Annotated in this window: 22 protein-coding genes; 11 read left to right on the top strand and 11 right to left on the bottom strand. The window is 62.2% G+C overall.

Translation table 11 applies throughout. The features are described from left to right. Positions 1-151 precede the first annotated feature (151 nt). Entirely contained in the window at positions 152-1,090 is a 939-nt protein-coding gene (locus tag HFX_RS00600; RefSeq protein ID WP_004058570.1) for a DMT family transporter, read from the top strand. A gap of 36 nt (positions 1,091-1,126) precedes the next feature. On the opposite strand, the gene thpR is transcribed toward HFX_RS00600, so the two are convergent. Both thpR and HFX_RS00590 read right to left on the bottom strand, forming a co-directional pair. Next, positions 1,127-1,681, bottom strand: a complete 555-nt coding sequence (thpR, locus tag HFX_RS00595) for an RNA 2',3'-cyclic phosphodiesterase (protein ID WP_004058571.1) — start codon at positions 1,679-1,681, stop codon at positions 1,127-1,129. A gap of 95 nt (positions 1,682-1,776) precedes the next feature. Further along, positions 1,777-2,418: a histidine phosphatase family protein gene (locus HFX_RS00590; RefSeq protein WP_049917453.1), complete on the bottom strand. Its 642-nt coding sequence runs from the start codon at positions 2,416-2,418 to the stop codon at positions 1,777-1,779. Positions 2,419-2,509: 91 nt separating this feature from the next. Here HFX_RS00590 and HFX_RS00585 point away from each other — a divergent pair, with 91 nt between their 5' ends. The 4 genes from HFX_RS00585 to sufU all read left to right on the top strand — a co-directional run bounded on the left by HFX_RS00585 (position 2,510) and on the right by sufU (position 5,609). Beyond that, a complete protein-coding gene (locus tag HFX_RS00585; RefSeq protein ID WP_004058579.1) occupies positions 2,510-3,250 on the top strand; it encodes a tetratricopeptide repeat protein in 741 nt (246 codons plus the stop codon). Beyond that, complete coding sequence (locus tag HFX_RS00580; RefSeq protein WP_004058581.1) at positions 3,250-3,552, top strand: DUF424 domain-containing protein; 303 nt, start codon at positions 3,250-3,252, stop codon at positions 3,550-3,552. The genes HFX_RS00585 and HFX_RS00580 overlap by 1 nt, the downstream gene beginning before the upstream one ends. Before the next feature lie 219 nt (positions 3,553-3,771). Next, positions 3,772-5,052 carry a bifunctional cysteine desulfurase/selenocysteine lyase SufS gene (gene sufS / locus HFX_RS00575; protein ID WP_004058583.1) on the top strand — a complete coding sequence of 427 codons (1,281 nt, stop codon included), beginning with the start codon at positions 3,772-3,774 and terminating at the stop codon, positions 5,050-5,052. Positions 5,053-5,183: 131 nt separating this feature from the next. After that, positions 5,184-5,609, top strand: coding sequence for a Fe-S cluster assembly sulfur transfer protein SufU (gene sufU / locus HFX_RS00570; protein WP_004058592.1), 426 nt, complete (start codon positions 5,184-5,186; stop codon positions 5,607-5,609). 18 nt (positions 5,610-5,627) lie between these two features. On the opposite strand, the gene HFX_RS00565 is transcribed toward sufU, so the two are convergent. From HFX_RS00565 to radA, 3 genes are all read right to left on the bottom strand, one after another. Then, positions 5,628-6,041, bottom strand: coding sequence for a DUF1641 domain-containing protein (locus tag HFX_RS00565; protein ID WP_004058595.1), 414 nt, complete (start codon positions 6,039-6,041; stop codon positions 5,628-5,630). Positions 6,042-6,051: 10 nt separating this feature from the next. Beyond that, complete coding sequence (locus tag HFX_RS00560) at positions 6,052-7,197, bottom strand: NAD(P)/FAD-dependent oxidoreductase (RefSeq protein ID WP_004058597.1); 1,146 nt, start codon at positions 7,195-7,197, stop codon at positions 6,052-6,054. A 221-nt stretch (positions 7,198-7,418) separates the two neighbouring features. Then, positions 7,419-8,450 (bottom strand): DNA repair and recombination protein RadA, encoded by a 1,032-nt coding sequence (gene radA / locus HFX_RS00555; protein ID WP_004058599.1) that lies wholly within the window; start codon positions 8,448-8,450, stop codon positions 7,419-7,421. Between the two features lie 169 nt (positions 8,451-8,619). Between radA and HFX_RS00550 the strand changes: the two genes are divergently transcribed. Then, positions 8,620-8,817, top strand: coding sequence for a hypothetical protein (locus HFX_RS00550; RefSeq protein WP_004058601.1), 198 nt, complete (start codon positions 8,620-8,622; stop codon positions 8,815-8,817). A gap of 25 nt (positions 8,818-8,842) precedes the next feature. On the opposite strand, the gene pspAB is transcribed toward HFX_RS00550, so the two are convergent. The 3 genes from pspAB to htpX form a co-directional block, all read right to left on the bottom strand. After that, positions 8,843-9,448 carry a PspA-associated protein PspAB gene (gene pspAB, locus HFX_RS00545; RefSeq protein WP_004058603.1) on the bottom strand — a complete coding sequence of 202 codons (606 nt, stop codon included), beginning with the start codon at positions 9,446-9,448 and terminating at the stop codon, positions 8,843-8,845. Positions 9,449-9,501: 53 nt separating this feature from the next. Further along, a complete protein-coding gene (locus HFX_RS00540; RefSeq protein ID WP_004058605.1) occupies positions 9,502-10,596 on the bottom strand; it encodes a phosphotransferase family protein in 1,095 nt (364 codons plus the stop codon). Between the two features lie 92 nt (positions 10,597-10,688). Further along, entirely contained in the window at positions 10,689-11,570 is an 882-nt protein-coding gene (htpX, locus tag HFX_RS00535) for a zinc metalloprotease HtpX (RefSeq protein ID WP_004058607.1), read from the bottom strand. Positions 11,571-11,667: 97 nt separating this feature from the next. On the opposite strand from htpX, the gene HFX_RS00530 reads away from it, so the two are divergent. The 3 genes from HFX_RS00530 to HFX_RS00520 all read left to right on the top strand — a co-directional run bounded on the left by HFX_RS00530 (position 11,668) and on the right by HFX_RS00520 (position 14,495). Further along, complete coding sequence (locus HFX_RS00530) at positions 11,668-12,558, top strand: NAD-dependent epimerase/dehydratase family protein (protein ID WP_004058609.1); 891 nt, start codon at positions 11,668-11,670, stop codon at positions 12,556-12,558. An 89-nt stretch (positions 12,559-12,647) separates the two neighbouring features. Beyond that, a complete protein-coding gene (locus tag HFX_RS00525) occupies positions 12,648-13,286 on the top strand; it encodes a phosphoribosyltransferase (protein WP_004058611.1) in 639 nt (212 codons plus the stop codon). 84 nt (positions 13,287-13,370) lie between these two features. Then, the gene (locus HFX_RS00520) at positions 13,371-14,495 is read left to right on the top strand and encodes a 60S ribosomal export protein NMD3 (protein WP_004058613.1); all 1,125 of its coding nucleotides are present in this window, start codon (positions 13,371-13,373) and stop codon (positions 14,493-14,495) included. A 144-nt stretch (positions 14,496-14,639) separates the two neighbouring features. Here the strand turns inward: HFX_RS00520 and HFX_RS00515 are convergent, their stop codons facing one another. From HFX_RS00515 to HFX_RS00505, 3 genes are all read right to left on the bottom strand, one after another. Further along, a complete protein-coding gene (locus HFX_RS00515; protein ID WP_004058614.1) occupies positions 14,640-14,834 on the bottom strand; it encodes a DUF7317 family protein in 195 nt (64 codons plus the stop codon). A gap of 449 nt (positions 14,835-15,283) precedes the next feature. Next, on the bottom strand, positions 15,284-17,173 hold the full coding sequence (locus tag HFX_RS00510) for a helicase C-terminal domain-containing protein (RefSeq protein ID WP_004058616.1): 1,890 nt from the start codon (positions 17,171-17,173) through the stop codon (positions 15,284-15,286). An 80-nt stretch (positions 17,174-17,253) separates the two neighbouring features. Continuing rightward, positions 17,254-17,457 carry a DUF7561 family protein gene (locus HFX_RS00505; RefSeq protein WP_004058617.1) on the bottom strand — a complete coding sequence of 68 codons (204 nt, stop codon included), beginning with the start codon at positions 17,455-17,457 and terminating at the stop codon, positions 17,254-17,256. 135 nt (positions 17,458-17,592) lie between these two features. Here HFX_RS00505 and HFX_RS00500 point away from each other — a divergent pair, with 135 nt between their 5' ends. Together HFX_RS00500 and HFX_RS00495 are read left to right on the top strand one after the other, a co-directional pair. After that, complete coding sequence (locus HFX_RS00500; RefSeq protein WP_004058619.1) at positions 17,593-18,477, top strand: zinc/iron-chelating domain-containing protein; 885 nt, start codon at positions 17,593-17,595, stop codon at positions 18,475-18,477. Between the two features lie 90 nt (positions 18,478-18,567). Next, on the top strand, positions 18,568-19,500 hold the full coding sequence (locus HFX_RS00495) for an NAD(P)H-binding protein (RefSeq protein ID WP_004058629.1): 933 nt from the start codon (positions 18,568-18,570) through the stop codon (positions 19,498-19,500). Positions 19,501-19,511 lie beyond the last annotated feature (11 nt).

The following is a 19,511-nucleotide window of genomic DNA, read 5'->3' as shown; positions in this document are numbered from 1 at the left end:
TTTCCATCCTCCGCATAAAATCTTGTTCCTTCGCGTTTTAGCCGTGTGAGATGCGTCCGCACGTGCGAACCGACAATCCCTCGATATCTCGGCGGCAAGCACGTCCGCGAACCGACCTATTCAGTACCGCCGACGGAAACGTCTGAACCGAATGAGTCGGGCCCGTACACTCGTCGTCTTCGTGGCACTCTCAGCGGTCTGGGGCAGCGCCTTTCTCGCCACTGACATCGCCCTTGAATCGGTTCCACCAGCGTTTCTTGGAGCGGTCCGATTCGACATTGCGGCCCTCTTATTGTTCGCTCTCACCGTCGCCCGCGGCGACCGATTCGTCCCGACCGAACGGAGCGAGTGGCGGCCGATTCTCGCTGGGGGAGTGTTCAGCATCGGCGCACACCACGCGCTCCTGTTCTCCGGTCAGGTGTACATTCCCGGGTCAGTCGCATCGGTTCTCCTCGGCATCATCCCGCTCGCGACGCCCACGCTCACCCGTTTGACGGCCACCCGAGAACGGCTCTCCCCCATCAAAACAGCGGGACTGGTCCTCGGATTCCTCGGTCTCGTCGTCATCGCCAACCCGGACCCCGAGAACCTGCTGTCGTCGAACCTCGTCGGGGCAGTGTTGGTGTTCAGCTCTGCGATTGCTTTCGCCCTCGGCGCGGTGCTCACCCACGACAGCGAGACGGATATGTCGTTACTGGCTGTGCAATCGTGGATGATGCTCATCGGTGCTGTCACGCTTCACGTGACGAGTATCGCGCTCCCGTGGGAGTCCGCCGCTGGGGCGGTGTGGACTCCGCAAGCGTTGGTCGCGACCGGCTATCTCGCCGTCGTCGCGGGTGCGGGCGGGTTCTTACTGTACTTCTGGCTCCTCGACCGAATCGGACCCATCGAGGTGAGCATTCTGGAGTACGTCATCCCGATTTTCGCCGCGCTCGCGGAGTGGGTTATTATCGAGCGGGCCCCAACAAAGACGACCGTCGTCGGATTCGTGCTCATCTTCGTCGGCTTTCTCCTGTTCAAGCGGGATGCGATTCGGAGTGAACTCCGGCGCGCTATGGCTCGCCAACAGCGTAAGCCGACGGACGATTGACGAAGCCGTAGTCGAGCGGGTGACGACGAATCGGCGCTACAGCGAAAACCGCGCGACAGTCCCGTACTCGGGGCCGTTGGGTCCGAGTTCGCTCTTTTTCAGCCGAACCTCCCGAACCCGAAACGTTCCGATAGTTGGGGCCTCCTGTTCGACGACCCGCCGCACGTGGGCTTTCCATCGGGCGTCGTTCATGCGGGCGAGTGTGATGTGCGGCGAGAATTCGTGGTCTTCGGCGTCGAATCCGAGCGCCGTCGTCTCCCGTTCGAGAGCCTCGTGAAGTCGGGTCATTTCGTCGGCACCGTCGGTAACGCCGGTCCAGATGACGCGAATGTAGTCGAGCGATGGGAAGACGCCCAGTCCGCCGACCGAGGCGTCGAACGGGTCCACAGCAGCCGCGTCGAGCGCATCCTCGACCGCGTCTTCGACTTCGTCCAGTCGGTCCGGCGATGTCTCACCGAGGAATTTCAGCGTGACGTGCGCCTGTTCGGGGTCGGTGAACTGGAGGCTGTCGGCGTCAGAGAGCAGTTCTTGCACCGCAGCGACATCCTCCGAGAGCGACGACGGGAGGTCGATAGCGAGGAACAGTCGCATGGTAGAATAGTGGCCGGAAACGGACGTTAAGGTTCCGCCGGGGGCAACACGGGGACAGCTCAGCACCCCCATCTCAGAGACTGAACGCATTCAGCTCAGAAATCGGAGCCATCCGCATCGCCGACCCCTGCTGTCGGGTCGCGGTCGCCCACGTCAGACCGTTCATCCGGGGGAACCCACGTCCGAACGATGCTGAGGGGATTGTCGTCGACGAATGTCACTTCGTATACGTCAGGCATCGAGAGTCCATCCCAGAACTCGTAGCCGTAGCGCGGGTCGTAGGCGTTGAACACGAGCGCCATGAGCGTCCCGTGGGTCCCGACGGCGACGTGCCGGTCGGGGTAGGCTTCGACGAGTCGGTCCACCGCCGCCACGCCGCGGGCCTGTGCTTCGGAGTGTGATTCACCGCCGGGGTGGGACGCCGTGGGGTTCGCCCAGAGGTGTTCGACGGCGGTATCGAAGTCCTCGACGTGTTCTCCTGCAAGTTCGCGTTCGCGAAGGTCCTCGTCAACGACCAGCGGGACGCCGGCAGCGTCAGAGACGCCTTCGACGGTCGCCCGGGCACGCTTGTACGGACTCGTGGCGACCACGTCAGCGACATCGGCGAGGTGAGCGGTGATGCGGGCGGCATCGCGGCGTCCTCGACGCGAGAGACCACGGCTCCGTTCGGCATCCGGGATGTACGGCGAGTGGGCGTGCCGGACGAACGAAACCACAGTTGTCGCAGGGGTAGTCATTCGCAGACGGTCACCCCCGCGAGGCTAAAAAGCGGTCGGTGTCGCCGCTCTGACGTAGCGTTTAACCGCCGTGACACCCAAGCGCGGCTATATGACCGACGACGGCAAGCGGCCCCACCGATTCTCAGAAGGGCAGGGGTTCGACGAGGACTACTCTGACTTCTCGCTCGACCCGCCCGAACTCTCGGTGGACCCGACGAAGGTCGACCCGGTCGACTCGCGCGTCCTCACGGACATCCTCGACCAGCGGAACATCGACCCTGAGGACGTTGACGTGGAGCAACTGCTCGACGTCGGCCTCTCGTATATGCAAATCAACCGCTTCGAGGAAGCCACTGAAGCGTTCGAGCGAACCGCTCGCTTCGCTGAAGACGGCTCCCCCCTCCAACAGGAGGCGTGGGTGAACAAAGGCGCGGCACACGCGCAACTCGAAGAGTGGGACGAAGCAATCGGCTCGTACCACGAGGCGCTCCGCGTCGACGACGATAGCGAGCACGCCGCGACGACACACACGAACCTCGCGTACGCGCTCTGGGAGTCGGGTCGAACCGCCGACGCGCTGGACCACGCCGAGCGCGCCGTCGAACTCGACCCGCGCTTCGCGCAGGCGTGGTACAACCGCGGCTTTTTCCTCCACGAGCGTGGCCTGAACGAAGACGCCGTCAACGCCTTCGACAACGCCATCCGCCTCGGTATGCGCACTCCCGCCGTCCACGAAGAGAAGGCACGCGCACTCGAAGAACTCGGCCGCGAGGAAGCAGCCGAACAGGCGCAGCAGCAGGCCGACGACATTCGCGAGCAGGCCGAAGCGGAGCTCGTCGAGGACTACTGATGCTGCTTCGCGAACGAGAGACGCCCGAAGGACTCCTCGTTTCGGTCTGTGACGCCGACTGTCTCGGTGAGACGTACACCGACGGCGGCGTCTCGCTGGACGTGACGGAGGACTTCTACGGCGGCGAAGAAGCCGAAAAGGCCGACGAAGATACCGTCGTGGAGAGTCTTACCCGTGCCACCGTCGCCAACATCGTCGGCGAAGAATCCGTCACCGTCGCCATCGACGCCGGACTCGTGGACGAAGAGACGGTTCTCGAAGTCGGTGGGACGCTCCACGCACAACTGCTCTGGCTTCGCTGAGTCGTCGCCGTCTGTTCTACTCGTTCCCGTCGTCCTGCAAGCGTTCGGTACCCGTGGCTTCGAATCGTGCGCCGCCACTGCTCGACTCTCTGCACACCGTTCAGCACCCGCGACTGTCATCGATTCCGGCAGCAGTCGCCGCCTCACGCAACGGAAATCGGTTTCGAAACAACGCCGGGACCGAAGACGTGTTGTGCCTACGGCCGTAACTCACGCCTAATGGAAGCGAAGGAATCGTATCCCGTCGACGTCGACGCCATCCGCGCGGACTTCCCGATTCTCCAGCGGAACGTCGGCGGCGACACTTCGACGCCGGGCGAGCACGACGACGATACCATCCCGCTGGTCTATCTCGACAACGCCGCCACGAGTCACACCCCGAAGCAAGTCGTCGACGCGATGGTCGACTACTACCACGGCTACAACTCGAACGTCCACCGTGGTATTCACCACATGAGCCAAGAGGCCTCCGTCGCCTACGAGGAGGCTCACGACCGAGTCGCCGAGTTCATCGGTGCCTCCGGCGGTCGTGAAGAAGTCGCCTTCACTAAGAACACCACCGAGGCGATGAACACCGTTGCCTACGCGTGGGGCCTCGAAGAACTCGGCCCGGGCGACTCTGTCGTTCTGACCGAGATGGAACACCACGCCTCGCTGGTCACCTGGCAGCAAATCGCCAAGAAGACCGGCGCTGAAGTGCGCTACATCCGCGTCGGCAGTGACGGCCGACTCGACATGGAGCACGCGAAGGAACTCATCGACGAGACGACGAAGATGGTTTCTGTCGTCCACATCTCGAACACGCTCGGGACCATCAATCCCGTCTCCGACCTCGCGGACATGGCTCACGAGGTTGGTGCGTACATCTTCGTCGACGGCGCACAGTCGGCACCGACCCGTCCGGTCGACGTAGAAGCCATCGACGCCGACTTCTTCGCCTTCTCGGGCCACAAGATGTGCGGTCCGACCGGCATCGGCGCGCTCTACGGCAAGCGCGACATTCTCGAAGAGATGCAACCGTACCTCTACGGTGGCTCGATGATTCGCCGCGTCACCTTCGAGGACGCCACGTGGGAGGACCTTCCGTGGAAGTTCGAAGCCGGAACGCCGCCTATCGCGGAGGGTATCGCGTTCGCCGCCGCCGTCGACTACCTCGACGACATCGGCATGGAGAACGTGCAGGCTCACGAGGAACTCCTTGCAAAGTACGCCTACGACCGCCTCACCGAGTTCGACGACATCGAAATCTACGGCCCGCCGGGCGACGACCGCGGCGGCCTCGTCTCCTTCAACCTCGAAGGCGTCCACGCCCACGACCTCTCCAGCATCCTCAACGAGCAGGGCGTCGCTATCCGCGCCGGCGACCACTGTACGCAACCGCTCCACGACAAACTCGGCGCTGCCGCCTCGACGCGAGCGTCCTTCTACATTTACAACACGAAGGAAGAAGTCGACAAGTTGGTCGAAGGGCTCGACGTGGCCCGCGAACTGTTCGCCTGAATCCCTCCCGTCTCTTTCAAACTATTCGCCTGAGTCACCCCTCGTACTGAACGAGTATAACCGGCGAAATCGACCGATTCGCGGCCCCGGAATCCTTTTACGGCGCTCGGGCGTAGCCCCGACGAACACCAATGGGCATTGGCTCAGATATGTATCGTCAGCAGATTTTGGACCACTACAAGAACCCCCGAAACCACGGTCGGCTCGAATCGCCGACGTACACTCACACGGGGGAAAACCCCTCCTGCGGCGATACGATTACGATGGACGTGCAGCTCGCCGATGACGGCGAGACGATAGAGCGCGTCGCGTTCTCCGGCGATGGCTGTGCCATCAGTCAGGCGTCCGCGAGCATGCTCACCCAGCGACTCCCGGGCACGACGCTCTCGGAACTGAACGAGATGGACACCGACGACATCACGGAGATGCTCGGCGTTGACATCTCGCCGATGCGTGTCAAGTGCGCCGTCCTCGCGCGACAGGTCGCACAGGACGGCGCGAAGATTCACGACGGCGAGATAGAAATCGAGAAGACGAAAACCGAAGACGACGACTAGCTTCGTCTGGTCTGTGACCTATTCTTCATCCGTCCGCGCGCCGAGCGCAGCGGCCAGCGCAACAAGGTAGCCGAGTCCGGCCTTCACTTCCGGGTCCCGGGTCGCACGAAGGAGACCAACTGCACCGACTGGTTCGGCCTCGGCTTCTTCCGCATCGCCGACAGCGCGGAGCAGGCGCTTCATTCCGGCGACTGTCTCGGGGTCCGAAGCGTCGTCGGCGACTTCAGCGAGTCTGCTGCCAGTCCCAGCAAGCGAGTGCACCATTTCGTCGTCAACCGCGTCCATACCGAGTTCGACCACATCGACGAGGTCGTTGATGAGGCCGAGTCGCTCGACGAGGACGGCGACCTCTTCGGGGTTGTTCTCGATGGCCCGGACGAGTTCGTCGGGCACCGCCTGTTCGGTCGGTTGTGAGTTTTCTTGGTTCTGCATTGTTCTCACCTCAAAGCATCCCGCGGGCGGTCAGCCAGTACGATTCGTTGTACGCGTGTTTCGCCCAGTGGATCGTCTTCGACGGCCGGCGCATCGTCGCGGGCGTCTCGTAGTCGAACGAGACGAACGACGCTTCGTCCAGTCCGGTCTCGACGAAACAGACCGTCTTGCCGTCGTACTTCTTCGTGGGCGTGTGGTTCCGGACCTTCGAGGCGATACGGTCTGCGACAGCAAACGCCTGGAAGTGCGCTGCACTCCCTGCTTTCGGAACGGGCAACGACGCTGTGTCGCCGATGGCGTACACGTCCGCTGCGTCCGTTGCTTCGAGCGTCCGCTGGTTGACTTCGACCCAGCCGTTGTCGCCGAGACCCGATTCGAGTATCAGGTCGTCGCCCCGGTGCGGCGGGATGCCGACGAGCAGGTCATATTCGACTTCCCCGCCGTTTTCGGCGTGGACGGCCCGGTCATTGGGGTCGATAGCGTCAACGACGAAGTCGGTTTCGACGCGGACGCCCCGTTCGGCGAGAATGGGGTCAGCCCACGCGGCGACTTCGGGTTTCCCGTGGCTCCGCTCGATGGGATACGTGTAGACGAGTTCGGTGTCCTCGTGGAGTCCCTGGTCGCGCAGCCAATCCTCTACGATGAACGTGAATTCGAGCGGTGCGGCCGGGCACATGTGCGGAGTCCCGACGACGCTCAAGACGAGGCGACCGCCGTCGAATTCGGCGAGTGCCTCACGAAGTTGTTCGGCACCAGCGGCGCTGTAGAAGTGATGAGCACCCTCTTTGAATCCGGGAACCGCGTCGGGGTCGAGTTTCGCACCGGTCGAGAGGACGAGTGTGTCGTAGTCGATAACTTCGTCGCCGTCTTGGCAGTAGAGCCGTTTTTCCTCGGTGTCGACGCGACGAACCCGGTTGATGACGATGTTCACTCGCTCGTCGACGAGTTCTCGCAGGTCTCGGACGCCGTCTTCCGGTTCCGCGAGTCCGAACGGGACATACAGGAAGACCGGCTTGTAGACGTGCTTGGTATCGTCGGTGACAAGGACGAGTTCTACGTCGCCCGTATCCACCTCCGCCGCGAGTTCCTCGGCGAGGCGGTTCGAAACCACCGTACCGCCGGTACCACCGCCAACGACTACGATTCGTTTCGTCATTGTGTTCACCTATATGAATAGTGGTTCTCGAAAGAGATAGTATTGGACTGTAGTTCCAAGATTGTGAGAACAAGTGGGCAGTAGGGTGTGTTTAAAGTCCAAATATATCAAGATGGGAACGTCCAGATAGGGCGGTAAATAGGAAACTAAGCACGACTGCTGGCGCTCAGAGACTGAAAGGGGGGAAGAAATATGGAGTCTGAGAGCGGTTCGAACCGAATCTATTCGGGCTTGAGACCGGCGTCCTGCACGCGCATGATGCCCTCACCGTCGGCGAGGTTCGGCGCGTCGACGAGGCGGACGATACGCTTGTCGCCCTTCGACTTGCGGAGGTAGATACGGAACGTCGAGGTGTGGCCGAGGATGTTGCCACCGATAGGCTGCGTCGGGTCGCCGAAGTAGGAGTCGGGATTCGACGCGACTTGGTTCGTCACGAGGATGCCAGTGTTGAACAGGTCGCCGATGCGCATCAGGTCGTGGAGGTGCTTGTTGAGCTTCTGCTGGCGTTCGGCAAGTTCGCCGCGACCGACGTACTCGGCGCGGAAGTGGGCCGTAAGGGAGTCGACACAAAGCAGGCGAACCGGCCAGTCGGAGTCTTCGTGGTCGCCAGCGAGTTCCTTGGCCTTCTCAGCGAGGAGAATCTGGTGGTTGGAGTTGAACGCCTTCGCGACGTGAATCTTGTCGAGGAAGTCGTCGACGAGCGCCGTCATCGTCTCTTCGTCGTCGATAGAGCCCTCGATGTCGCGGTCGGCGAGGGTCGCTTCGAGGACGTCGTCTTCGAGGCCGCGGACCATGTCGTCGATACGCTCCGGGCGGAACGTGTCTTCGGAGTCGATGAAGATACAGCCGCCGCCAAGACCGCCTTCTTCGGGCGGAAGCTGGACGTTGACGGACAGTTGGTGTGTGACCTGGGACTTACCGGCACCGAACTCACCGTAGACTTCGGTGATAGACTGGGTTTCGAGTCCGCCGCCGAGGAGTTCGTCAACTTCGTCGATTTGCCAGCTCAGCTTGCCGATTTGCTGGCGTCGTTCGAGGACCATCGAACCGGTCTCGAAGCCACCGATGTCGGCCGCGTCACGGGCCGCGTTGATGATGTCGGCCGCCGTGCTGTTGCCGATATCAGCTTTGTTCGACAGTTCGCCGGGACTGGCGACTGCGATGGACTGATAGCTGTCGTAACCGCTCTCGACGAGTTTGTCGGCGGTAGCCGGGCCGACGCCGGGGAGATTTTCGAGGTCGTCTTCTGCCATACCCAGTCGTTCCGCCCATACCCACATAAACCCTCGTTAACAGCGGAGTGAAAGTGAAATCGAAAGACTGCGGCGACCCGATGACGAGTGTCTGACGAGGGTTGAAGTCAGAAGACGAAGCGATTCGGCCATCAGCAGTGCTTTATGCTAAGTGAAATTGTGACTACATATGTCGGAAAAGACCGCCGTCGAGTTCATCGAAGAGTGGCAAACCGGAGCGTTTCTCATCATCGGGAGCGCAGTCGCTGGCGCGGTTTCCGCGGCGGCGCTCAGACCATATGAGACGCTGGCAAGAGTGCTGTTTGTCTTCTTCTTCGGCGCAGCGTTCGCGTTTATGGGCTTCTCGTATCTATTGTACGGTCGCTAAGCGAACGAGAAGCCGCCGCATCGACTCACGACCACGGGTGGCCATCGCGCGTCGATGGCCAAAGCGGGTACCAGTAGCTCTCGTCGTCTTCGATTTCTAATTCGCCGTCGAGGACCGATTCGAGTTTGAACTCCAGTTGTTGGTTCCGCTTCGAGGTCCCCTGCGGGGCGAAGGGGTAGTACGCGCCCCGGCGGAACGAGTAAACCCAGTAGGCACGGTCGCCGTCTCGCCGGAAGCCGAAGAGAGCAGCGAGAAGGCGCGACCCGTAGCCGCGTTCGATGAACTCGTCGGCGGCGAAGTGGACGCTCGTCACGAGGTCCTCGGGGTCGTCGTCGACGAGGATGACCCAATTGTAGCCGTGACCGTCCGTGTGGCGGCGGAATTCGGTGCCGGTTTCTTCGCTCCCGGCGGTGAGAATTTCCTCGACGGCGTCGACGGTCTCGGTGAAGTCGGTACTGTCTACGGAGGAAAAACAGAGGGCCGCCTCGTCGGCCGAGTCGAACCGGAGGTCGGCTTCCATCGTGAGATACGCCGTGCTCATCCCGAAGAGGTCGTCGGGGTCGGCTCGGCTGGTCGCGTCGGACTCGGCGCTGATACCGAGTGCGGCACGAACTGAATCGAAGAGTCCCATGGCCACCGGTAAGGCGGGTGGTAACTTAGCGTCGTGGGAGAACGGTTCGGCGCTCAGTCGTGGAGTTCTCCGTGAACGATGTCGTCGGCAACCAGCGACATGTAGTTGATAAGCGCCCCTCTGGTCGCTTCCGAACCGGTCTCCACGTCGTGTCGGTCGAGGTCTGCCCAGACCGTTGCAAGCATAAACGCCGAATACGTCCGGTAGAACCGCTTATTCTCGAATTCGATACCCGACTGTTCCTCGTAGCGAGCGATGAGTTCTCGTCTGGAAGGGCTACCGGGTTTCGTAGAGAACGGAGCGAATCCGTGTTCGTCGAGCTCCCTGACGTGTTGGATGCCGCCCGCGTCGGCGTACTTCGATTCGAGTTCGGCGAGCGAGCGCGTCGGGTCGTCCTCGTCTCGCCAGTAGAGCGAGACGTAGCCGAGTTCGGTCAAGGGGTCGCCGAGCAGCGCCGTTTCCCAGTCGATGACGCCAGCAAACTCGGGGTGGTTCTTTTCCGCGAAGACGATATTACTCGGCCTGAAATCGCCGTGGGTGAGCGTCGTCTCCGGCGACGGTGGAGCATTTTCCTGCAACCATGTTGCGACGGTTCGAAGCGTCGAGAGGTCGTGCCCGGTCACGCGCGCAGCCTCTCCCATCCGTTCAGTCGCACGGGCAACCTGTTCGCGTGGGGAGCGGCGTTCACAGACATCCGCGAACGGTTCGATGTCGAGCGAGTGTATTTCAGCGAGTAAATCTATGAAATCGGTCGCGACGTGCTCGCGTGCAGTCGGGTTTTGGAACCGCTCAGGCAGGTCGGTCCCGGCCGGAATCGTCTCGCCGTCGAGATACGTCGTCACGAAAAACGGCACTCCCAGAATCGACTCGTCGTCACAGAACAGCACCGGCGTCTGCGTCGGAACCGCCGTCTCTTGGAGGCGTTGCAGTAGCTCGTACTCCCGTTTTAGTTCATCGAACAACCCGTCGTGTCGCAACTTCTTCGGCCGCCGGAGCACGAAGGCATTCTCGTCGTTCGCAGTCGAAACTGCGAGCATCACGTTGAGTTTGTCGTTGAGAAGCCGAAAATCGGTCACCGTAACCCCGAGTTCCGCCGAGAGATACGACGCTAATTCGTTCACATCGATACTCGCAGGAAGGCTCATCATAGACAGATGGGTTACCAGACTGTCATAAATATGCGAGAGAGAAGCACCTCGCAGAGGTGCAAACACGACAACCCGAAAAAATCAGCGTCCGACTAGAACGTCTCCATCTCGCGCTCCATGTCGCGGAGGCGGTCGACGCGCTTTTCGGTCGACGGGTGGGTGCTGAACAGGCGACCGATGAAGTCCGACTTGATGGGGATGATGAAGAACGCATTCATCTCCGAGGTCTCGCGCATGTCGCGCTTCGGGACGTTCTCCATCCGCCCCGAAATCTTGAGCAAGGCGGAGGCAAGTGCGGAGGGTCGACCCGTGATGACGGCGGCCCCGCGGTCGGCGGCGTACTCGCGGTAGCGCGAGAGCGCCCGAATCAGGAGATACGAGATAATCCAGACGACGAGCGACGCGAGGATTGCGACGATGACCGGCACGTTCTCGCGGTTGTCGTCGCCACCGAAGAACCAGCCCCAGCGAACGATGAGGAAGGCGATGCTGGAGAGGAACGACGCGATGGTCATGACCATCACGTCGCGGTTCTTCACGTGCGCGAGTTCGTGCGCGATGACGCCTTCTAACTCGTCGTCGTCGAGCGTGCGCATCAGACCGGTCGTGACGCAGACGGCCGAGTTCTTCTGCGAGCGACCCGTTGCGAAGGCGTTCGGGACCGACGTGTCGGCGATGGCGATTTTCGGCTTCGGCAGGTCGGCCTGCTGCGAGAGGCGACCGACCATCGCGTGGAGTTTCTTCGCCTGCGGGCCGTCGTCTTCGTCGACGACGTGCGCGCCCATGCTGTAGAGCGCGAGTTTGTCGCTGAAGAACAACTGGGCGAAGAGGAAGATGCTCATGAACCCGACGACGACAGTCAGGTTCGTGAAGTAGACTGCTAACACCCCTGCAAAGACGATGTAGAGGGCGAACAGAAGGAACATCGTGAACGCCATCCGCCCACGAAGCCCCCAGTCCGGTTTCCATTCCATACGCCGTGATTAGTAATCAGGCTAATAAACGCTGTTGGAGTGCAAATGTGTCGCACGGCATCGGGTGGGTTTAGACGGCTGCGGCCCACTACGAACCATGGAAACTCTCGTCGTCACCGGCGCTCTCGGCCGCTCGGGTCGCTGGATAACCGACCGCCTCGCCGAGGAGTACGAGGTCGTCGCCGTCGACCTCGACCACCCCGGGTTCGAGGTTGACGCCCGCGAGAACGTCGATTTCCGCGCTGCCGACCTGATGGAGATGGGTGAAGTGGCCGACCTCGTTGCCGACATCGACCCCGACGCAGTGGTCCACTGGGCGGCCATCCCGTCGCCGACCCGTCACGCCGGCAGTCGCGTCTTCGAGACGAACGTCCAATCGACGTACAACGTCCTCGTCGCTGCCGCCCGAGCCGATTCGAGAATCGTCTGGGCGTCGTCCGAAAGCGCCTACGGCTTCGCCTTCGCCGAGGAAAAGCGGCTTCCCGACGTTCTCCCAATTACCGAGGACCACCCACTTCGGCCCGAGGACCCATACGGGACCGCCAAAGTCGCCGGTGAAGAGGTGTCGAAGATGGTCGCCCGAAAGTACGACGTCTCGTCCTGTGCCATCCGCCCGTCGTGGATTCAGTATCCCGGCGAGTACAACTGTCGCGATATCGCGGTATCCGGTGACTTCGAAGCCGGAGCAGGGAACTTCTGGACGTACGTCGACGTGCGCGACGTGGCCGAACTGGTCGCCACCGCCCTCGAAAATCCGGTTTCGGGTCACGAAGCGGTCCACGCAGCGGCCGCAGACACGTATCTCGGGCGGCCGACCGCGGGCGCCGCCGAGAAGTACTGGGGTGAGCTTCCAGACGACTGCTCGCTCGACGGGGAAGAATCCGCACTCTCGACTGCGAAAGCGGGTGACCTGTTCAACTGGGAACCGAGCTATTCGTGGCGCGATGCGGTCGACGAGACCGTCTCCGAACCGACGCTTTGGGAGTGAAATCAGCCTCAGTCGAGGACGAGAGAAGCGGAATCGGGACTAAATCGGGACACACCGTTTTCCCGACCGGGTGCGTATTGCTAGAACGTATGTTCGCCGATAGAGAAGACGCGGGCCGACGCTTGGCAGACCTCCTCGACGAACAAGAGGAAGAGGCGGACGTTGTTCTCGCCATCCCGCGTGGGGGGCTTCCGGTCGGGCGTGAGGTGGCAGACCGGCTCAGAGCACCCCTTGACGTGGTAATTGCGTCGAAGGTTGGCGCGCCGGGGAACCCCGAACTCGCGGTCGGGGCCGTCGCAGGCGACGGGAGCGCGTGGTGGAACGAAGACCTCCTGTCGTACCTCGGAGTGGGCGAAAACTACCTCGAACAGGGGCGCGAGCGCGAGGCCGAAGTAGCGCGCGAGAAGATATCTCTTTACCGCGGCGGTGACCCGCTTCCGAACCTCGAAGGAAAGCGCGTTATCGTCGTCGACGACGGCGTCGCCACGGGTGCGACCGCGCGGGCTTGTCTCCGACAGGTCAACGGCAGCGGCGCAGAGCGCGTCGTTCTCGCGGTTCCAGTCGCCCCACCGCACACCGTCGAAGACCTCGAAGACGAGTGTGACGGCATCGTCACTGTCGACGCACCCGAGGCGTTCGGCGCGGTGGGCGCGTTCTACCGCGACTTTACGCAGGTCACAGACGAGGAGGCCGCTACGTATCTGGATTCGGAAGAATCCATCGAGTGAGCCAGATATTCGGAGACGGTCCGAGACCAAACGCGGCGAAGACGTGACGCGGAACTTAAGCAGCCGAGTGGATTAAAGCCCTCAATGAGCGAATCCCGCGATTTCTGTCCTCGGTGTGGGGACCCGATTCCGGAGCGACCGGAACCGCTCCCGGGGATGCCCCGCGAGCGCGACGACGTGCTCTGCGACTCGTGTTACTTCGAGGATTTCGACCTCGTCGACGCACCCGACGAGGTGCAGGTGCGCGTCTGTGCACAGTGTGGTGCGATTCACCGAGGAAACCGATGGGTCGACGTCGGTGCCCGCGACTACACCGACATCGCCATCGAAGAGGTATCGAACTCCCTCGGCGTCCACCTCAACGCCGAGGAGGTCCGCTGGGGCGTCGAACCCGAGCAAATCGACGAGAACAACATCAAGATGCACTGCCACTTCTCGGGCGTCGTCCGCGGGACGCCGCTCGAAGAGACGGTGGTCGTCCCGGTGAGCATCGCCCGCGAGACGTGCCAGCGCTGTGGCCGCATCGCGGGTGGTTACTTCGCCAGTCTCGTGCAGGTCCGTGCCGACGACCGGACGCCCACGACCGACGAGGCCGAGACGGCCATCGAAATCGCCGAATCCTACATCGCCGAACGCGAGGACAAAGGCGACCGAGACGCCTTCATCACGGAGGTCAACCGGACGCCCGACGGTCCGAACATCAAGATATCGACGAACCAGATGGGAAGCGGCGTCGCAAAACAGATTCGCGAGCGGTTCGGCGGCACCATCGAGGAACACCCGACGCTCGTCACGGAAGACGGCGACGGCAACGAGGTCTACCGCGTCACCTTCGTCGCCCGACTCCCCCGCTACACCGCCGGCGACGTTATCGACCCCGAAGACGGCGACGGACCCGTCCTCGTCAGGAGCAACCGCGGGCGACTCAAAGGTGTTCGTCTCACCTCGGGAGACGACTACGAATCCGAGTTCGAAGAGGGCGAACGACCCGATGCCGAACACCTCGGTTCTGTCGACGACGCCGAAGAGACCACCGTCGTCACGGTCGAAGACGAACACGCAGTGCAGGTGCTCGACCCGGTGACGTTCGAGGCCAAGACCATCCCGCGGCCGGACTACTTCGACACTGACGCCGCGATGGTTCCGGTTCTCAAAAACCGGTCGGAGCTCTATATCCTCCCCGACGAGGCCGTCGAGAACGACGAGTAGGGGAAACGAAGCGGGAGCAATTCCCGACGAACGGAAGGACGAATGTGACGGAGAAGACTCGTTTCGAAGTTACGTCGAAACCGGTGACTTCCGAGTAGGTTCGAGAGAGGAATCGAACGAACCGAAATCGAAACCGAAACAGAATCAGTCGGCGCTCGCCGGCCGGTCGGCGGACGTCGAAACGGCGGGAGCGTCGGCTTCTTGGACTGGCACACCATGGCGCTGGAGGGCAACGACGAGTTCGTCCTCGGAGTAGCCGGAGCGAGCGGCCGCCTGCGAGAGCGTGAGTGTCCCACTACGATACAGTGTAATCGCCGTGGCGAGTGCGGTGGTGTGCATGGCCGATACTGCGTTCTTCAGACCCTCCGATGTTAACTATTTCGTGAGAAAGCGTGTCAAAGACACAAACAAGGCACGATTACATTTACAATCAGCCACAATATTCCAATATTCTCTAATTAATCAACCACCCATATTAACAATCATTAATGAATCGTTCCGGTAACGGCGTCTGTCTTGGACACTGTGGCGATTTTTGCCGAAAGTATGCCGAGAAATAGCACGACACTAGTGGAGTGACACTGCGAGGAAACTGTCTCTGTCGAGAACGGGGTAACCAAAGACCAAAGCGGATAGTCCGCGGTTATCACCCGTGCGAACTGGCTCCGAAGTGTTAATTGTCGCCCCGAGAAGCCATGTCCATGGACCGACAGCAGTTCCTCGCACTGACGCTCGTGGCACTCATGATTGGGTCGAGCCTGTTCTCTGCGGCCACGTTCATCCTATAGTCACTCGCCCCAGACATCAGAGAGCGGGTGGTCGCCGCGTCCGCCGTCGTTCGACCCATTGTCCGAAGAGCGATTGCTGCCCCCAGTTTGCCCTCCAGACGACCCGGTTGAACCGGTCGAACGGTTCGCGGTCGTTCCCGAAGTACGAGTCGAGCGACCGCTCGATTGCGATTGTGACCCGGACCGACCAGCGGACCCGCTCCCGAAGGGCGTGTCGCCGCCGCTCGCGTTGCTTCCACGACCGCCAGCGGCCACAGGGTCGAATTCTGGAAGGTCGGGCTTCGACATCCGGTCGACCTGTTCTTCGAACCAGCCGGGCATGTCGGTGCGAGTCTTTTCGAATAGTTGGAGGAGACTGCTGTCTGCGATGTAGGTGTCGCCGTAGTCGTCGGGGGCGCGGACGACCCGCCCGCAGGCCTGAATCACGGTTCTGAGGGCGGCGCGGCGGTACCACGCCCACTGTCCGTCTTCGAGGCGGCGGGCGACCCGCGAGTCGTTCGTGTTGAGATACGGCGCTTTACAGAGGACTTGCCAGCGACAGAGGTCGCCTTTCAGGTCCAGCGCCTCTTCCATCTTGACCGAGAGGAACACCTCGGGGCGGTCGGTGGCCTTCCACGTCTCCAACTCGGCGTTACGGTTGTTTCGGTCGTGTCCGTGGATGCGGTTTCCGAGTCCCATCTCGGCGAGGCGGCGGCGCAGTTCCGCCTGAATCGCATAGGAGTGACAGTGAACGAGACCCTTCTCGTCGGGGTGTTTCGCCATCAGTCGAACGACGAGACGGGCGATGTTGGGAAGCGTCTCGTCGCGGTGCTCGTAGGTCATCTTCCCCTGCGTCACATTGTACAGCGGGCGATTCTCGACAGGGAAGGTGTGTCCCACGTCCACGAGCGCGACTTTCGAGGGGTCGAGACCGACGGACCGACAGAAGGCGGCCTTGTTCAGAATCGTCGCCGAGAGGAGCGCGAACTTGTTTCCGCGGTCCCAGACGGTGTGCTTGAGGTATTTCGCGGGGTCAAGTGGCTTGATGGCGATGGGAGAGCCTTCGCCGTCGTGCTGGTCGACGACCCACGTCGTCGGACTCTGCGGGTCGCGGTAGTCGTCGACGAACCACTTCAGTTCGCCGATGAGTTCCTGTAATCGGTCTCGTTTGGCGGCTTCCTCGGGTAGCAACTCCGATTTCGTCAGTAACTCGTCTTTTGCCCGTTTGCAGACGCCGACAAGGGTGTCGGCGAACCGAACGGCGCGTTCGATGGGGTCGCCCGCGTCCGAAAGGTCGGGGACGCCGATATCGTCCCAAATCGGAACGGTTCGGGGTTTGAGGTCGATGGTCGCGTACATCTCGGCCCACTCGGCGAGTCCGTGTGCCTCGTCGATGACGACCACGTCCCGCTTTCTGAACACGTCCGAACCGGCGGTTTGCATGAAATACGCGAGTGTCATCGCCGCGATTTGTCGATTCGAGGCGATGGCGCGGTCCGAAAAGTACGGGCATCGGTGCCGGACGCTACAGTCGAACCCACGCTTGCGGGTGCAGGGTGCGCGGTCGACCGGCGTGTCTTTTTCGCCGCGGATGATGCAGTTGTAGTTCGACTTCCCGCGGATTATCTTGAGGTCGGAAAGGAGGGCGTCTTCGGCCACGTCGTCGAGTTGCGACACCTGCGGCGTGGTGTAGTAGGCGTCTGTCGCCTCGGCCGGGGACGTTTCCTCGACGGTCGCCGCCGCACCCGCGATGGAACGGGCGAGAAGCGACTTGCCACTCCCGGTCGGGGCGCGAACCAGCACCACGTCGTTGCCGTCGGCGAAGGCGTCGCGAATGTCACGCAGTGCTTGCTCCTGATTGCCGCGAAAACTGGGAGCGGGAAACGAATCGATGATGCGCGACGGGTCCACGATGGTTCCTGTCGGCGGGTGGGCCTAAATCCACCGCTCCCGGGTGCGGTCGCGGTGCGAGAATACGACGAAATCCGAGTTCAGAGCGCCGCCACGTCCTCTGCGGTCGGTTCGCGGTCGCCCGGCAACCGCTCCATACACTCGAAGCAGAGGAAGTGTTCCGAACCGTCGACGAGTTCGAGCGTCATCCCACCGGACGAGGACGTGGGGAAGTTCCAGAGGTCGCCGATGCCGCCGGCGATGCGGACATCCTTCCCGCAGACATCACACGGTTCCGAAGTCATACGAAAATCGAGGCGACGAAGCGGCAAAAGCACCCCGCCTGTCCAGTTGGAGTGCCCTCACTCGACGCGGCATCGACACCCGACGAGTGCACACAGCCGAGAGGTTCATGTCGATTGCAGCACTATTTCTATGGCATGCGTGTCGACTGCGAGGGCTGTGCAGGTTGCTGTATCGACTGGCGACCAGTCTCGTCCGTCCCGCTCGACCACGAGCGTCGCGGGCCGCGTGCGCCGCTGGACGACACGTACAATCTGGTCCCGCTGACCCGCGACGAGATTCGAAACTTCGTCGACGCCGGGTTCGGGGACGTGCTTACGCCCCGATTGTGGGAGGCACCACCCGGCGAAGGTGTCGAAATCGACGGCGTCGAGGTGGCGACGATCGCCGGAAATCCGGCGTTCTTCGTCGGGATGCGAAAGCCACCGAAGCCGGTCGGCCCGTTCGGGTTGGAGCGGACGTGGCTCCGTTCCTGTACCTTTCTCGACCCCGAGACGCTCCAGTGCCGCATCCACGACACCGACCTGTATCCCGACGAGTGCGCAGAGTATCCCGGACATAACCTCGTCCTCGAACAGGAAACCGAGTGCGAGCGCGTGGAGCGACACGGCGGCGGCGAGCGTCTCCTCGACGAGACTCCGCCGGAAGACCAACACGGCCTGCTCCTCGGCCCCCACGCCCTCGGCGCGAAGGTGTTCGTCCATCCGGACCCAGAGCAACTGTCGGGGGTCATCCAACGCCTCCGAGACCGGTCGCTGACACCCGCCGACAGAGCCGAGTTCGTCGGCGTCGCAGTCGGGTCACACCCCGGTTCGACCGAGGTCGACGAAGAGCGCGCCCGTGAGGCCCGAGCACAGGCGCTCGAAAGCGAGTCGTGGGCCGGTGACGTGGTCGATGCATGGAGTGCGATGGCTGGAGCACTCGGTGCTGCGGCCGAAAGCGCACCGGCACCCGACGAGGTCGAAGTCGACCGCGGTGCGCCGGAAACACCCGGCTGGGACACGATTCGGGCCGACGACTGAAGGGCGGGTGGAGTGCTGGCGCGACAACCAGTCGTCTACTCCGACAAAGGTGACGAGAGTTTAACACCTAGTGGGACGTCAGCATACCACATGAGAGTTCTCGTGACCGGTGCGACCGGGTTCGTCGGTCGGCATCTCGTCCCCGCCCTCCTCGATGCTGGACACGATGTCGTCGTCTTCGTTCGCGATGCAGAACGGTACGACGGTCCGGACGAAGTCGAGGTGGTCGAAGGTGACGTCTTCGAACCGGAGACGATTGCACCCGCGATGGAGGGTGTCGACGCGGCGTACTACCTCATCCACTCGATGCAGTCCGGCGGCGACTTCGAGGCGCGGGACCGTCTCGCGGCGCGCAACTTCATCAACGCGGCGTCCGCCGAGGGTGTCGAGCGGGTCGTCTATCTCGGCGGACTCGGCGAAGAGCGCGACCGACTCTCACCGCACCTCCGTTCGCGGCGCGAAGTCGAACACATTCTTGCATCGTCGTCGCCCGAACTCACGACGCTCCGGGCGGCGATTATCGTCGGTGCAGGGAGTGCGAGTTTCGACATGGTTCGCCAACTCGCAAAGCGTCTCCCGGTGATGGTGACGCCGCAGTGGGTCGAAACGCGGTGTCAACCCATCGCCATCAGAGACGTTGTCGCCTATCTCGTCGGCGTACTCGACCATCCCGAGACGGCGGGTGAGACCTACGAAATCGGCGGCCCGGACGTGCTCACCTACCGCGAGATGCTACTGCGGGTCGGTGAACACCTCGGGCAATCACCGAAAATCCTCCCTGTGCCCGTGTTGACCCCCCGACTCTCGTCGTACTGGATTGGACTCGTGACCGACGTGGATACGGGTGTCGCCCGCCCGCTCATCGAGGGCCTGAAGAATCCCGTCGTCGTCACCGACGACCGCATCCGTGACATCGTGGAAGTCGACGAGACGCCCTTCGATGTCGCGGTAGAGCGGGCACTTCTCGAAGAAGAACGGGAATCGACGACGGTTACCGTCGAGACGCCAACGACGGCGTCGTGACCGTGTGTTCG

The organism is Haloferax mediterranei ATCC 33500 (assembly GCF_000306765.2).
In the GTDB taxonomy this organism is placed as follows: domain Archaea; phylum Halobacteriota; class Halobacteria; order Halobacteriales; family Haloferacaceae; genus Haloferax; species Haloferax mediterranei.
The sequence above is the reverse complement of the archived record's forward strand: the minus strand, read 5'-3'. Positions and strand labels throughout refer to the sequence as shown.

Bases quoted from the DNA above. Each gene is read 5' to 3' on its own strand.
- HFX_RS00600 (WP_004058570.1), top strand. From the start codon at position 152: ATGAGTCGGGCCCGTACACTCGTCGTCTTCGTGGCACTCTCAGCGGTC.
- thpR (WP_004058571.1), bottom strand. From the start codon at position 1,681: ATGCGACTGTTCCTCGCTATCGACCTCCCGTCGTCGCTCTCGGAGGAT.
- HFX_RS00590 (WP_049917453.1), bottom strand. From the start codon at position 2,418: ATGACTACCCCTGCGACAACTGTGGTTTCGTTCGTCCGGCACGCCCAC.
- HFX_RS00585 (WP_004058579.1), top strand. From the start codon at position 2,510: ATGACCGACGACGGCAAGCGGCCCCACCGATTCTCAGAAGGGCAGGGG.
- HFX_RS00580 (WP_004058581.1), top strand. From the start codon at position 3,250: ATGCTGCTTCGCGAACGAGAGACGCCCGAAGGACTCCTCGTTTCGGTC.
- sufS (WP_004058583.1), top strand. From the start codon at position 3,772: ATGGAAGCGAAGGAATCGTATCCCGTCGACGTCGACGCCATCCGCGCG.
- sufU (WP_004058592.1), top strand. From the start codon at position 5,184: ATGGGCATTGGCTCAGATATGTATCGTCAGCAGATTTTGGACCACTAC.
- HFX_RS00565 (WP_004058595.1), bottom strand. From the start codon at position 6,041: ATGCAGAACCAAGAAAACTCACAACCGACCGAACAGGCGGTGCCCGAC.
- HFX_RS00560 (WP_004058597.1), bottom strand. From the start codon at position 7,197: ATGACGAAACGAATCGTAGTCGTTGGCGGTGGTACCGGCGGTACGGTG.
- radA (WP_004058599.1), bottom strand. From the start codon at position 8,450: ATGGCAGAAGACGACCTCGAAAATCTCCCCGGCGTCGGCCCGGCTACC.
- HFX_RS00550 (WP_004058601.1), top strand. From the start codon at position 8,620: ATGTCGGAAAAGACCGCCGTCGAGTTCATCGAAGAGTGGCAAACCGGA.
- pspAB (WP_004058603.1), bottom strand. From the start codon at position 9,448: ATGGGACTCTTCGATTCAGTTCGTGCCGCACTCGGTATCAGCGCCGAG.
- HFX_RS00540 (WP_004058605.1), bottom strand. From the start codon at position 10,596: ATGATGAGCCTTCCTGCGAGTATCGATGTGAACGAATTAGCGTCGTAT.
- htpX (WP_004058607.1), bottom strand. From the start codon at position 11,570: ATGGAATGGAAACCGGACTGGGGGCTTCGTGGGCGGATGGCGTTCACG.
- HFX_RS00530 (WP_004058609.1), top strand. From the start codon at position 11,668: ATGGAAACTCTCGTCGTCACCGGCGCTCTCGGCCGCTCGGGTCGCTGG.
- HFX_RS00525 (WP_004058611.1), top strand. From the start codon at position 12,648: ATGTTCGCCGATAGAGAAGACGCGGGCCGACGCTTGGCAGACCTCCTC.
- HFX_RS00520 (WP_004058613.1), top strand. From the start codon at position 13,371: ATGAGCGAATCCCGCGATTTCTGTCCTCGGTGTGGGGACCCGATTCCG.
- HFX_RS00515 (WP_004058614.1), bottom strand. From the start codon at position 14,834: ATGCACACCACCGCACTCGCCACGGCGATTACACTGTATCGTAGTGGG.
- HFX_RS00505 (WP_004058617.1), bottom strand. From the start codon at position 17,457: ATGACTTCGGAACCGTGTGATGTCTGCGGGAAGGATGTCCGCATCGCC.
- HFX_RS00500 (WP_004058619.1), top strand. From the start codon at position 17,593: ATGCGTGTCGACTGCGAGGGCTGTGCAGGTTGCTGTATCGACTGGCGA.
- HFX_RS00495 (WP_004058629.1), top strand. From the start codon at position 18,568: ATGAGAGTTCTCGTGACCGGTGCGACCGGGTTCGTCGGTCGGCATCTC.